12 protein-coding genes, 1 tRNA gene and 1 pseudogene are annotated in these 12281 nt (G+C 65.8%); all 14 read left to right on the forward strand.

The features are described 5' to 3' along the window. The coding region (locus BMG07_RS36395; RefSeq protein ID WP_269759761.1) for a hypothetical protein at nucleotides 1–457 on the forward strand (457 nt) is incomplete at its 5' end. 710 nt (nucleotides 458–1167) lie between these two features. Beyond that, complete coding sequence (locus BMG07_RS36400; RefSeq protein WP_198088572.1) at nucleotides 1168–1956, forward strand: response regulator transcription factor; 789 nt, start codon at nucleotides 1168–1170, stop codon at nucleotides 1954–1956. Nucleotides 1957–2147: 191 nt separating this feature from the next. Beyond that, on the forward strand, nucleotides 2148–2765 hold the full coding sequence (gene petA, locus BMG07_RS36405) for a ubiquinol-cytochrome c reductase iron-sulfur subunit (RefSeq protein ID WP_198088573.1): 618 nt from the start codon (nucleotides 2148–2150) through the stop codon (nucleotides 2763–2765). 14 nt (nucleotides 2766–2779) lie between these two features. Continuing rightward, nucleotides 2780–4216, forward strand: coding sequence for a cytochrome bc complex cytochrome b subunit (locus tag BMG07_RS36410; RefSeq protein WP_198088574.1), 1437 nt, complete (start codon nucleotides 2780–2782; stop codon nucleotides 4214–4216). 34 nt (nucleotides 4217–4250) lie between these two features. Next, the gene (locus BMG07_RS36415; RefSeq protein WP_198088575.1) at nucleotides 4251–5027 is read left to right on the forward strand and encodes a cytochrome c1; all 777 of its coding nucleotides are present in this window, start codon (nucleotides 4251–4253) and stop codon (nucleotides 5025–5027) included. A gap of 99 nt (nucleotides 5028–5126) precedes the next feature. Next, nucleotides 5127–5738, forward strand: coding sequence for a glutathione S-transferase N-terminal domain-containing protein (locus tag BMG07_RS36420; RefSeq protein ID WP_057596959.1), 612 nt, complete (start codon nucleotides 5127–5129; stop codon nucleotides 5736–5738). Between the two features lie 41 nt (nucleotides 5739–5779). Continuing rightward, nucleotides 5780–6352 (forward strand): ClpXP protease specificity-enhancing factor, encoded by a 573-nt coding sequence (locus BMG07_RS36425; protein WP_198088576.1) that lies wholly within the window; start codon nucleotides 5780–5782, stop codon nucleotides 6350–6352. A gap of 57 nt (nucleotides 6353–6409) precedes the next feature. Continuing rightward, nucleotides 6410–6485 (forward strand) — tRNA-Thr (locus BMG07_RS36430). A 260-nt stretch (nucleotides 6486–6745) separates the two neighbouring features. Continuing rightward, on the forward strand, nucleotides 6746–7075 hold the full coding sequence (locus tag BMG07_RS43515; RefSeq protein WP_269759762.1) for a helix-turn-helix domain-containing protein: 330 nt from the start codon (nucleotides 6746–6748) through the stop codon (nucleotides 7073–7075). After that, nucleotides 7075–7566, forward strand: a complete 492-nt coding sequence (locus BMG07_RS43520; RefSeq protein ID WP_269759763.1) for an IclR family transcriptional regulator — start codon at nucleotides 7075–7077, stop codon at nucleotides 7564–7566. The genes BMG07_RS43515 and BMG07_RS43520 overlap by 1 nt, the downstream gene beginning before the upstream one ends. Before the next feature lie 194 nt (nucleotides 7567–7760). Next, nucleotides 7761–8819, forward strand: coding sequence for a TRAP transporter substrate-binding protein (locus BMG07_RS36440; RefSeq protein ID WP_198088577.1), 1059 nt, complete (start codon nucleotides 7761–7763; stop codon nucleotides 8817–8819). Further along, a complete protein-coding gene (locus BMG07_RS36445) occupies nucleotides 8816–9460 on the forward strand; it encodes a TRAP transporter small permease subunit (protein ID WP_198088578.1) in 645 nt (214 codons plus the stop codon). Before BMG07_RS36440 ends, BMG07_RS36445 begins: the two co-directional genes overlap by 4 nt. Continuing rightward, the gene (locus BMG07_RS36450) at nucleotides 9457–10749 is read left to right on the forward strand and encodes a TRAP transporter large permease (RefSeq protein WP_198088579.1); all 1293 of its coding nucleotides are present in this window, start codon (nucleotides 9457–9459) and stop codon (nucleotides 10747–10749) included. The genes BMG07_RS36445 and BMG07_RS36450 overlap by 4 nt, the downstream gene beginning before the upstream one ends. A gap of 11 nt (nucleotides 10750–10760) precedes the next feature. Next, a pseudogene (locus tag BMG07_RS36455) lies at nucleotides 10761–12145 on the forward strand (amidase). Nucleotides 12146–12281: the final 136 nt, after the last annotated feature.

Consider the following 12281-nt stretch of genomic DNA (forward strand, 5'->3'; position numbering starts at 1 on the left):
GGCCGTGAGGGTCGCCGTGCCGACGCTGGTGGCGTGCACGGTGCCTGCGGTGATGCTGGCGGAACTCAGCGTATTGATCGTGCCGTTACTGGCCGTGATGTTGGCGGCGCTGACGCTGCCAGCGGAGACGGTACCCGCTGTGATGCTTGCGGAGCTCAGCGTGTTGATCGTGCCGTTGCTGGCCGTGACGTTGGTCGCGCTGACGCTGCCAGCAGAGACGGTGCCCGCAGTGATGCTGGCGGAACTGAGCGTGTTGATCGTGCCGCGCGATGCCGTCACGTTCACTGTGTTGACGGTGCCGGCACTCAATGTGGGCGTGGTGATACCGCCGCCAGCACTCAGTACGCCGCCATTGTTCGAAAACCCGCCGCCGGTGCCGGGGGGGTTGGTTGGGGTCGAAATGTTGTTCCCGCCGATCGTCACCTGCGCATGCGCCACAGGCAGCGTCATCACATAACCAGCCCCCACCAGCACGACGCCAGAAGGCGGCAGATGCCCGCTTTACGCGTGTTGGAAGAAGAGCGAACAGCAGAGCGCTTGGATGTAGTCATTTGGACCTTTTTTCCTTGATGTATCGATGGCAACGTCTGGACTTCCATGCGCCCTCGTCGCGTGAAAGCAGGGCGGGTTTCATTGCGTTACCCGGTGCAACCGATGCTAGGAATCGAGGTACCTGCTGAACATCACCGGGATCCGTAGTTCTGCGGTCCCGCGAGCGCTTTCATGCGTGCTCGAAAAAAAGAGGCGATGCCCGCAAAGCCAATGCCCATGCGGCTTCGCGGGCATCACATGAATCCGTGGGCGATGCGCCGACGCGCGATGTCGAGCGCGTTTCGTGTTGCGCGGTGCTACGTAACGCGCGCTCAAAACGGCACGTAACAACGACGCGAAAACGGCCTTTTCAAAGGCCTCCCAGGACCGCGTCGCGCGGCCCGTTTGTGTCAATTTCTTCAACGAAATCAAAGTACTACAGGCAATGGCCGGCCTGTTTGCGCAGTGCTTTTTCGCGCAGGCATTGTTCCTGCGACATCTGAAACGAAAGACAACATTTCGACGCTACCTGCGGGTAGCAAAGAGCCAGAGGGGATGTCGCGTGGTCAATCGGTTTTCGAGCTTTGCCAATGCATACATGCACACGGTGCGCCGTGTCGTCAGGGGAGTGCGGTCATGGAAATGAATATGAGTGTCCATAGTCACGCCAGCCACGCCGTCGCGCGGCCGATGCCGTCGTCGGTGGCGCAGATGTATGGCGGTGTGTTCCATGCCGCGCTGGTCGTCGCGGACGATGCCGAGGTGGCCGACCGCATGCGGCGCATCCTTGCCGAGCTCGCCCCGCGCCGCCGCATCGTCATCGCGTCGAGCCGCGCCGAGGCCAGCAACCTGCTCGCGTCGCTGCCCTACGACCTGGTGCTGGTCGACATGCGGCTGCCGTCGAACGACGGGGTCTCGCTGCTGCAGCATGTGCGCCAGAACTATCCGGGCATCGAAAGCGTCGGCATGTCGGCGGCCGACGACCAGGAACTGGTGAACGCCGCGATTGCCGCGGGCGCCATCGGCTATCTGCTGACCGAAGCGGACGACATCGAACTGGCCTACCTGCTGCGCTCGGTCGAGCGCGGCGGCGCGCCGATGGACTCGCGCATCGCGCGGCGCATCCTCGGTTCGATCGCGGCGTCGGCGCGGGCGCGCACCATCGAGCCGATCCGCGTGCAGGAGGAGCCGCGGCATGAACCGGTGCCGGCGGCAACGAAGATGCCGCCGGGCCTGCTGTCGCCAAGGGAACTCAAGGTGCTGCGGCTGATCGCACAGGGCTGGAGCAACCGGCAGATCGCCGAAGCGGTCTATCTGTCGGTCAATACCATCGAATTTCATGCCAAGAGCATTTACCGCAAGCTGTCCGTCAAGTCGCGGACGCAGGCGGTGCATGAAGCGATGCAACACGGTCTTCTGAACTGAAGATCGCAACGGCGACGGCCCCCGTCGCCAGGCGGCGCACCCCTCGTGCGCACGCCTCGCAGGCCCCCAGCATGCAGGCCGGGCACGACACTGCCGTTGAATTCTCCCCCAGCGCCCCGCTACAATCGCCGGTTGACCCTGCTCAAGACACGGGTTGGCCCTGCTCCAGCGAAGAAGACAAGAGGATCCCCATGAGTGACATGACCTCCGGCTCGCCCCGGATCGACACAGGAAAACGGACGTGGTTGATCGCATCCAGCTGTGCCGGTGTTGTGGGCGGTGTGGCGACAGCCATCCCCTTTGTTAGCACTTTCCAGCCCTCGGAAAAGGCAAAAGCCGCCGGCGCCGCGGTCGAAGTGGACATCGCGGGCCTCAAGGTCGGCGAAAAAATGACCGTCGAATGGCGCGGCAAGCCGGTCTGGATCCTCAAGCGCACGCCCGAACAGGTCGCCGAACTGCCCAAGCTGGACGGTCAGCTCGCCGACCCCCTGTCCAAGCGTCACCCCGACGAATTCACCCCCAAGTACGCGCAGAACGAGCACCGTTCGATCAAGCCTGAAGTGCTGGTCGTGGTCGGCATCTGCACCCACCTCGGCTGCTCGCCGAGCGACCGCTTCCAGGCCGGCCCGCAGCCCTCGCTGCCCGCCGACTGGGAAGGCGGCTTCCTCTGCCCTTGCCACGGTTCCACGTTCGACCTGGCTGGCCGGGTCTTCAAGAACAAGCCCGCGCCCGACAATCTGCCGGTGCCGCCGCACATGTACCTGTCGGACACCAAGCTCCTGATCGGTGAAGACTCCAAGAAGGCCTGAGGCGGAACAAGAACATGGCTGAATTCCACGAGATTTCCCCCAACGCGCCGGCCAGCGAGAAGCTGCTGAACTGGGTCGACAACCGGTTCCCGCTCAGCAAGCTCTGGAACGACCAGTGGGGCAAGTACTACGCGCCCAAGAACTTCAACTTCTGGTACATCTTCGGCTCGCTGGCCATGCTGGTGCTGGTGATCCAGATCGTCACCGGCATCTTCCTGGTCATGCACTACAAGCCCGACGCGAACCAAGCGTTCGCATCGGTCGAGTACATCATGCGCGACGTGCCGTGGGGCTGGCTCATCCGCTACATCCACTCGACGGGCGCCTCGGCGTTCTTCATCGTGGTGTACCTGCACATGTTCCGCGGCCTCATGTACGGCAGCTACCGCAAGCCGCGCGAGCTGATCTGGGTGTTCGGCTGCGCGATCTTCCTGTGCCTGATGGCCGAAGCCTTCATGGGCTACCTGCTGCCCTGGGGCCAGATGTCCTACTGGGGCGCCCAGGTGATCGTGAACCTGTTCGCCGCCATCCCGTTCATCGGCCCCGACCTGGCCCTGCTGATCCGCGGCGACTACGTGGTGAGCGATGCCACGCTGAACCGCTTCTTCAGCTTCCACGTGATCGCCGTGCCGCTGGTGCTGCTCGGCCTCGTGGTGGCCCACCTGATCGCGCTGCACGAAGTGGGTTCGAACAACCCCGACGGCATCGAGATCAAGGCCAAGCGCGGCCCCGACGGCCATCCGCTGGACGGCATTCCGTCGCACCCGTACTACACGGTGCACGACATCTTCGGCGTGGTGGTGTTCCTCACGATCTTCTCGGCCGTGATCTTCTTCGCGCCTGAAGCCGGTGGGTACTTCCTGGAGTACAACAACTTCATTCCGGCCGATTCGCTGAAGACGCCCAACCACATCGCACCGGTCTGGTACTTCACGCCGTTCTATTCGATGCTGCGCGCAACCACCGACGACATGGTCAACGTGTTCGCGCTGATCATCGGCGCGGCCGCCATCCTGAACTTCGTCAAGGGCAAGTCGGGCACGGCGTTCAAGGTGGCGCTGATCGTCGTGGCCGCCGTGGTCATCTTCCTGCTCAAGTCCTTCGACGCCAAGTTCTGGGGCGTGGTCATCATGGGCGGCTCGGTCATCATCCTGTTCTTCCTGCCGTGGCTGGACCACAGCGAAGTCAAGTCGATCCGCTACCGTCCCAGCTGGCACAAGTACGTGTACGGGGTGTTCGTCTTCTTCTTCCTGATCCTGGGCTACCTGGGTATCCAGCCGCCCGGCGTCTGGGGCAACCTGGTCATCGGTTCGTTCGCGCTCGACATCGCGCAGACCATCTCGCAGATCGGTACCTTGCTGTACTTCGGCTTCTTCCTGCTGATGCCGTGGTGGAGCCGCAAGGGCGAGTTCAAGACCGTGCCCGAGCGCGTGGTCTTCGCCGCCCATTGAGACAAGCTGCCCAAGAAGAGCTGAGAGAAACACGATGAAGAAGAAAAGCATTTCCGGCTGGCTCGCGGTTCTGGGTCTGGCGCTGGGCCTGACCTTCTCCGCGGCCGCGTCGGCCGAGTCCGAAGGCATCGCCTGGGACAAGGCCAACACCAAGACCAACGACGTCGCCGCGCTGCAGAACGGCGCCAAGCTGTTCGTCAACTACTGCCTGAACTGCCACTCGGCGGCGTTCATGCGCTACAACCGCCTGCAGGACATCGGCATCACCGAGCAGCAGATCAAGGACAACCTTCTGTTCACGACCGACAAGGTCGGCGAGACCATGAAGGCCAACATCGATCCGCGCCAGGCCAAGGAATGGTTCGGCACCACGCCGCCCGACCTCACGCTGGTCGCGCGCTCGCGTGCCGGCCACGGCGGCACCGGCGCCGATTACCTCTATACGTACCTTCGCACCTACTACCGCGACGACACCAAGGCCACCGGCTGGAACAACCTCGTGTTCCCCAGCGTCGCCATGCCGAACCCCCTGTGGGAACTGCAGGGCGAGCGCCGCCCGGTCTACACCAAGGTCGAACAGCACGGCCACGAAACCGAAGTGTTCAAGGGCTGGGAGCAAGTCACTCCCGGCACCCTGACGCCCGTGCAGTACGACAATGCGGTCGGCGACCTGGTGAGTTACCTGCAATGGATGGCCGAGCCGGCACAGAACACCCGCATCCGCATCGGCGTGTGGGTGCTGCTGTTCCTGGCCATGTCGGTGGTATTTGTGTGGCGACTGAACGCCTCGTACTGGAAAGACGTCAAGTAGTTCCGTCCACGCCGACCGGACGCCCCACCAGGGCATCCGGTCCCACAGAGTGGGTTGCCAACGCGACCCACTCTTTTTGATTTTTAGGAGTCTCTCGCCATGATGGTCTTGTATTCAGGAACGACCTGCCCCTTTTCCCACCGCTGCCGCTTCGTGTTGTTCGAAAAGGGCATGGACTTCGAGATCCGCGACGTCGATCTCTACAACAAGCCCGAAGACATCAGCGTGATGAACCCGTACGGCCAGGTGCCGATCCTGGTCGAGCGCGACCTGATCCTGTACGAGTCGAACATCATCAACGAGTACATCGACGAGCGCTTCCCGCATCCGCAACTGATGCCCGGCGACCCGGTCGACCGCGCCCGCGTGCGCCTGTTCCTGCTCAACTTCGAGAAGGAACTGTTCGTGCACGTGTCGACGCTCGAAAACCGCACGGCCAAGGGCAACGAGAAGGCGCTCGAAAAGGCCCGCTCGCACATCCGCGACCGCCTCACGCAGCTGGCACCCGTGTTCCTCAAGAACAAGTACATGCTGGGCGACAACTTCTCGATGCTCGACGTGGCCATTGCACCGCTGCTGTGGCGCCTGGACTACTACGGCATCGACCTGAGCAAGAACGCGGCGCCGCTGCTGAAGTACGCCGAGCGCATCTTCTCGCGCCCGGCCTACATCGAAGCGCTGACGCCTTCTGAAAAGGTCATGCGAAAGTAAGTAAGCTTCGTGCCTGCTTTCATCGTTTTTCGCCGTCTTTCATGATCAACGCGCTCGAGTCGTCTTCCACCCGCCCGTACCTCATCCGGGCGCTGTATGAATGGTGCACCGACAACGGGTTCACCCCCTATGTCGCGGTGCAGGTCGACGACACCGTCCAGGTTCCGCGCGAGTACGTGAAGAACGGCGAGATCGTGCTCAACATCAGCTTCGACGCGACCAGCTCGCTCAAGCTGGGCAACGATTTCATCGAGTTCAAGGCCCGTTTCGCGGGCAGCGCGCGTGAAATCAGCGTGCCGGTGGGGCGCGTGATCGCGATCTACGCGCGTGAAAACGGGCAGGGCATGGCGTTTCCCGCGCCGGTGCCCGCCGCCACGTCGGACGGCGTCGACATCGACGCCCCGGCGCCTTCGCCGCAAGGCCCCGCGCGCATGCCGCTGCGCGATGCCTCGCGCGGCACCGAGGGCGACGCCGGCAAGATCGTTCACCTGGTGACGGGCGAGGACGCCGACGAAACCGTCGACGCCGGTGCGTCGTCCACCGACCCGGTCGACGAGCCGCCGCGCCCGCCGGTCGGTGGCGGGGCCAGGCCGTCGCTCAAGCGTGTGAAGTGAGCGGGGCGCCGGGTCACGCCGGCCACTCCAATTAGAATCACGCACTGTAGAAATCCAGCCGCTTTAGCTCAATTGGTAGAGCACCCGCCTTGTAAGCGGAAGGTCGTCAGTTCGATTCCGACAAGCGGCACCAAATCAAAGCCCGGTCACATCCCAGGATGTCCGGGCTTTTTGTTTTTTGGCCCTCGAAGAACCTCTGCCTTGCCGGGCATGAATGTTCGAAGTCGTCGGCTGCGCCAAGGTCGCGCGCCTTTCGACAGCGCAATTGAATCAAAAAGTGTTGACATTGGTGCAAACACTGTAGTTGACAAGCTGTTTGTCGCGGACCATCGGCGGCCAGATCAGGTGCCGGACGGGCAGGCCGGATGGCACGCAATTTGCACAAGGCCCGCCATGACTGTCAGCTCGCCGCGCACCTCCGCCAAGACCCCCAAGGTCACCCGCATCGACCGCGACAACGACAGCACGGTGCAGTCGCTGACGCGCGCCATGCAGCTGCTCGAGCTCCTTGCGGAGGACGACGAAGGCTTCCGGCTGGTCGACATCGCGGCGCACACGGGGCTGTCGTCGTCCACCGCGCACCGGCTGCTCACCACGCTCGAGCAGCGGCGTTTCGTGCAGTTCGATCGCGAGACGAACCTCTGGTACGTGGGTGTGCGTTGCTTCTCGGTGGGGGCGGCCTCGGGCGGCGCCGGCGCATCGCGCACCTGGCGCTGCCGGTGATGCGCCGGCTGCGCGACAGCACCGGCGAGAGCATCAACCTGGGCATTGCCGACCTGGGCGACATCGTTTTCATCACGCAGGTGGAGAGCCGCGAGCTCATGCGCGCCATCGGCAAGCCGGGCTTTCGTGCACCGCTGCATGGCACCGCGATGGGGCAGGCGATCCTGGCTGCGATGTCGGAGGACGATGTGTTGCAGTACCTGCGCACCTACGGCCTGCCCAAGCTCACCAACAACACGATCGCGCGCGCCTCGCGGCTGCATGAAACGCTGGGCGAGGTGCGACGCGCGGGCCATGCGATCGACGACGAGCAGAACGCGGTCGGCCTGCGCTGCATTGCCGCGGCCATCCGCGACGAGCATGGCCAGCCCTTCGGCGCGATCTCGCTGGTCGGCCCGACGCAGCGTATCAAGAGCACCGACTTTCCTCACCTGGGCGCCACCGTGCGCGCCGCCGCCGACGAGATCACCGCCGCCTACGGCGGTCGCTGAAGGCCCCGCGTCTTCCGCGCATCTTCGGCGCGTCTTCCACTGGCGCAACGCGCCAAGTGCTTGATTCCAAAACAGTTTTTCCGACTGTCCCGCGCAGCGGAATAGTCCGCTGCGCCGCGCCGCCGCGGGATTCAATGGCACGTCCTTCTTTCGATGCCGTCCCGTTCCCCACTCACCTCTCTGCTGGAGTTCTCATGCCGTTGTTTCACCTTCACTTCAAGTCATTCGCCACAGTTGCCGTGGCCGTGGTGCTCGCGTTGCCCGCGGCCCACGCGCAAGACCGCATCAAGATGAAAGCCATCGGCCAGCCGCTGGCCACCGGCCTGCTCCAGAAGAACAAGGAGCAGCCTTTCTTCGAGAACTTCGCGGCCCGCACCGGCTTGCCGATCGATGTCGACTACAAGCCCATCGACACGCTGGGCATCAAGGACACCGAGCAGCTACGCGTGATGAAGGCGGGCCTGTTCGACCTCGTCTCGCTGCGCGTGTCGCAGAACTCGCGCGACGAGCCCACGATCCTGGGCTTGGACTTGGTGGGCGCGGCGCCCGACTACGTCACGGGCCGCAAGGTGGCCAAGGCCTACTTCGACACGGCGGATGCGCGCCTGCAGGCGCAGTTCGGCGTGAAGCTGCTGGCCGTTTGGCCCTTCGGTCCGCAGATCCTCTTTTGCAAGAAGCCGATCGCCAAGCTGGCGGACATCAAGGGCCTGAAGGTCCGCGTGTACGACCAGAACCTGGCCAAGTTCATCGAGATGGTGGGCGGTACGCCGGTGCCGGTGTCGTTCGCCGACACGCACCAGTCGCTGTCGCTGGGCGTGGTCGATTGCGCCATCACCGGGCCCAGCTCGGCCAACTCGGCGGGCTGGCCGGAGGTGACGACGCACCAGATGCCGATCGGCTTCCAGATGGCCTTGAACGGCTACGGCATGACCATGAAGTCGTGGAGCGCGCTGGCGCCCGATGCCAAGGTCAAGCTGAAGCAGGCCTTCGACACGCTGAGCGACGACATGTGGAAGTACTCCGAAGAGCTCTTCAAGGACGCGCTGAACTGCAACGCCGGCAAGGACCCTTGCACCACCGGCAAGAAGTTCACCCTCGTCAACGTGCCCGTCACGCCCGCCGACACCGAGCTGCTGCGCGGCGCCGTCACCAAGGTGTCGCTGCCGGTGTGGGCCGAGGTGTGCAACAAGTCGAACCCGAACTGCCTGAAGACCTGGCAGGCGACGGTGGCACCGGTGCTGGGCCTGCAATGAACAGCGCCGCCATGACCCACGAGCGGCAACCCGCGCACGCCGCCGCCCCGCGCGCGGCCTTCAGGGCCCGCATGGAGACCGTGCTGGCCACGGCCTTCGGCGCGATCTTCCTGGGGCTGGCCTTCGTCGTCGCCATCGAGACGATCTCGCGCAAGCTGTTCAATGTCTCGCTGCAGGGCGCCGACGAGCTGGGCGGCTACGCGCTGGCGGTCGGCTCCACGCTGGCCTTCAGTTTGTCGCTGCTGGGGCGCAACCACATCCGCGTGGACGTGTTCCACGACAAGTTTCCGCCGCGCGTGCAGGCGCTGCTGAACTGGCTCTCGATCGTCTCGCTGGCGGTGTTCGCGCTGTTCATCGCCTGGGTCGCGTTCAAGGTGATCCAGGACACGACGGCCTACCGCAGCACCGCGCAGACGCCCTGGGCCACGCCGCTGATCATTCCGCAGGGCGTCTGGTACCTGGGCCTGGTGATCTTCGCGCTGGTGGCCTGCGGCCTGGCATGGCGGGCGACGCGACTGCTGGCCGGCGGCGACATCCCGAAGCTCAACAGCGACTTCCATCCGAAGAGTGCGAAGGAAGAGCTGAAGGAAGAGCTCGACGACCTCAAGGCACGGCAGCAGGCCGAAGGAGCCGCCCCATGAACATCGCCCTCATCGGATTCGCGTTCTTCGCGATGCTCGCCCTGATGCTGCTCGGCCTGCCGATCGCGGTGTCGATGGCGGCCGTCGGCATCATCGGCGGCATTGCAGCGTACGGCGCGCCCTTCATGGACTCGATCGCGCCGGTCGTGTGGGGCGTGCAGAACGAGAGCCTGCTCACGTCGGTGCCGCTGTTCGTGCTGCTTGGCGAGTTGCTGCTGCGTTCGGGCATCGCCGACCGCATGTACATCGCGCTGTCGGCCTGGCTGGGCCGCCTGCCGGGCGGGCTGCTGCACACCAACATCGGCAGCTGCGCGCTGTTCGCCGCCACCTCGGGTTCGTCGGTGGCCACCGCGGCCACGGTCGGCACGGTGGCGCTGCCGTCGCTGCAGCGGCGCGGCTACCCGATGCGCGCTTCGCTGGGCAGCCTGGCCGCGGGCGGCACGCTGGGCATCCTGATCCCGCCGAGCGTGAACATGATCGTGTACGGCTCGCTCACCAACAACTCGATCGGCAAGCTCTTCGTTGCCGGCATCATCCCGGGCCTGCTGCTCACGCTGAGCTTCATGCTGTGGATCGCCGTCTCGAGCCTGGCCAGCGGCAACGCGATGCGCGAGCCCAAGGTGCCGATGGCCCAGCGGCTGCGCGTGCTCGTGCACCTGGTGCCGCCGGCGGTGGTGTTCGGCATCGTGATGGGCAGCCTGTACTTCGGCATCGCCACGGCGGCCGAGAGCGCGGCGCTGGGCGTGATCGCGGCGCTGGGCTTCGTCTGGCAGTCGGGCAAGCTCAACTGGGAGCTGCTGCGCAACTGCTTCATCTCGACGGCGCGCGTGAGCGGCATGATCCTGTTGATCGTCGTGGCCGCGTTCATCCTGAACCTGACGGTGAGCCTCACGGGCGTGGCCGAAGCAATGACGAAGTGGGTCGCGAGCCAGGGCCTGTCGGCCACGGGGCTGATCCTGGCGCTCATCGTGTTCTACCTGATCCTGGGCATGTTCATGGACGTGCTGTCGATGCAGGTGGCGACGATCCCGATCACCTATCCGATCGCGATCGCGGTGGGCGTCGACCCGATCTGGTTCGGCATCTTCATCGTGCTGATGTGCGAGCTGGGCCTGATCACGCCGCCCGTGGGCATGAACCTGTTCGTGGTGCACGGCATCCGCCCCGACAAGGGGGGCATCCAGGACGCGATCTGGGGTGCGCTGCCGTACGCGCTGATCATGATCGCGTTCACGCTGCTGCTGATGGCCGTGCCGCAGCTGGTGACGTGGCTGCCGGCGCACATGTGAGGCCCGCCCCGATGCACAGCACCACACCGCTCTGGCAACTCGACGCGGCGCAGCTCGCGGCCGGCTATCGCGATGCGACGTTCACGCCGACCGACGCGCTGCACGCCTGCCTGCAGCGCAGCGCCGAGGTCAACCCGCGGCTCAACGCGCTCGTCACGCTCGACAGCGAAGGCGCCGCGCACGCGGCCGCGCAAAGCACGGCGCGCTGGCGCGGCGGCCGGGCGCTGGGCGCGCTCGACGGCGTGCCCGTCACCATCAAGGACAACCTGCAGGTGCGCGGCCTGCCGACGCACTGGGGCAGCCGCGCGCTGGCCGGTGCGCTGGCCGAGCGCGACGAGCTGCCGGTGGCCCGGTTGCGCGAAGCCGGCGCCGTGATCTTCGGCAAGACCAACGTGCCCGAGTTCACGATGCAGGGCTACACGGACAACCCGGTGTTCGGCCCCACCGGCAACCCGTGGAACCCGAGCCTCACGCCCGGCGGTTCGTCGGGCGGCGCGGTGGCGTTGGTGGCCGCGGGCGGTTGCCCGATCGCGCTGGGCACCGACGGCGGCGGCTCCATCCGCCGGCCGGCCTCGCACACCAACCTCGTCGCTTCAAGCCCTCGCGCGGGCGCGTGCCCCGCGGCGACGGACTGCCGCCGATCTTTCTGGGCTTCGAGGTCGCGGGCCCGATCGCGCGCAGCGTGGCCGACGTGGCGGCGGTGATGCAGGTGATCGGCGACCGCCCGGTGGAGGAGGGCGCAGGCCTGCAACGTGCACGCATTCTCTTCATTCCGCGCTTCGGCGATCACCCGGTCGATCCGCAGATCGCGGCGCTCACCGAAGCGACCGCGCGCCGCATGGCCGCGCTGGGCCACGAGGTCACGACAGCGCAAGACTTCGGCATCGTCGAGGCCGTCAACCAGCGCTGGCCGCTGCTGGCGCAGGTCGGCCTGGCCTGGCTGGTGGCGCATCCGCAAGAGCTGTCGAGCCGGCCCTTCGATCCGTCGCTGTTCGGCGCCGCGATGCAGGCGAACGCCGAGAACGGCCGCAAGGCCAGCGCGTCGGAGCTGTTCGAGCTGCTGTACGAGGCCGAACGGCTGCGCAACACGCTGGCGCGGCTGTTCGAGCGCCACGACTTCCTGTTGACGCCCGCGGCGGCCGCGCTGCCCTGGCCCGCCAGCCAGACGCACCCGACGCGCATCGACGGGCGCGAGGTCGGCCCGCGCGGCCATGCGGTGTTCGCCGGCTTCGCGAACGCCGTGGGCCTGCCGGCCATCGCGCTGCCCTGCGGCTTTGCGGGGCCGATGCCGGTGGGTGTGCAGTTGGTGGCGCGTGAAGGCGCGGACGACGCCTTGCTCGCGTTCGCGCGCGCGTTCGAACAGGCCCATCCGTGGCAGCGCTTCCCCGTCCTGTGACGCTGGCCGAGGCCGTCGCCGCGCAGGCGGGAGCGGAGGTCTCGCCGGCCGAGGCCGCGCAGACCCTGTGCCGCGCGCGACGCGACGGCCGGCGCGTCATGTCGTCGCTGCTGCCGCTGCATGACCGGCGCGCGGC

The sequence above is a fragment of the Variovorax sp. E3 genome, from assembly GCF_016082275.1.
Classification (GTDB): Bacteria; Pseudomonadota; Gammaproteobacteria; order Burkholderiales; family Burkholderiaceae_C; genus Variovorax.

Excerpts from the sequence above, each read along its gene's own strand:
- BMG07_RS36420 (WP_057596959.1), top strand. The coding sequence starts at position 5,127 with ATGATGGTCTTGTATTCAGGAACGACCTGCCCCTTTTCCCACCGCTGC.
- petA (WP_198088573.1), top strand. The coding sequence starts at position 2,148 with ATGAGTGACATGACCTCCGGCTCGCCCCGGATCGACACAGGAAAACGG.
- BMG07_RS36440 (WP_198088577.1), top strand. The coding sequence starts at position 7,761 with ATGCCGTTGTTTCACCTTCACTTCAAGTCATTCGCCACAGTTGCCGTG.
- BMG07_RS36450 (WP_198088579.1), top strand. The coding sequence starts at position 9,457 with ATGAACATCGCCCTCATCGGATTCGCGTTCTTCGCGATGCTCGCCCTG.
- BMG07_RS36410 (WP_198088574.1), top strand. The coding sequence starts at position 2,780 with ATGGCTGAATTCCACGAGATTTCCCCCAACGCGCCGGCCAGCGAGAAG.
- BMG07_RS36445 (WP_198088578.1), top strand. The coding sequence starts at position 8,816 with ATGAACAGCGCCGCCATGACCCACGAGCGGCAACCCGCGCACGCCGCC.
- BMG07_RS36400 (WP_198088572.1), top strand. The coding sequence starts at position 1,168 with ATGGAAATGAATATGAGTGTCCATAGTCACGCCAGCCACGCCGTCGCG.
- BMG07_RS36415 (WP_198088575.1), top strand. The coding sequence starts at position 4,251 with ATGAAGAAGAAAAGCATTTCCGGCTGGCTCGCGGTTCTGGGTCTGGCG.
- BMG07_RS43515 (WP_269759762.1), top strand. The coding sequence starts at position 6,746 with ATGACTGTCAGCTCGCCGCGCACCTCCGCCAAGACCCCCAAGGTCACC.
- BMG07_RS43520 (WP_269759763.1), top strand. The coding sequence starts at position 7,075 with ATGCGCCGGCTGCGCGACAGCACCGGCGAGAGCATCAACCTGGGCATT.
- BMG07_RS36425 (WP_198088576.1), top strand. The coding sequence starts at position 5,780 with ATGATCAACGCGCTCGAGTCGTCTTCCACCCGCCCGTACCTCATCCGG.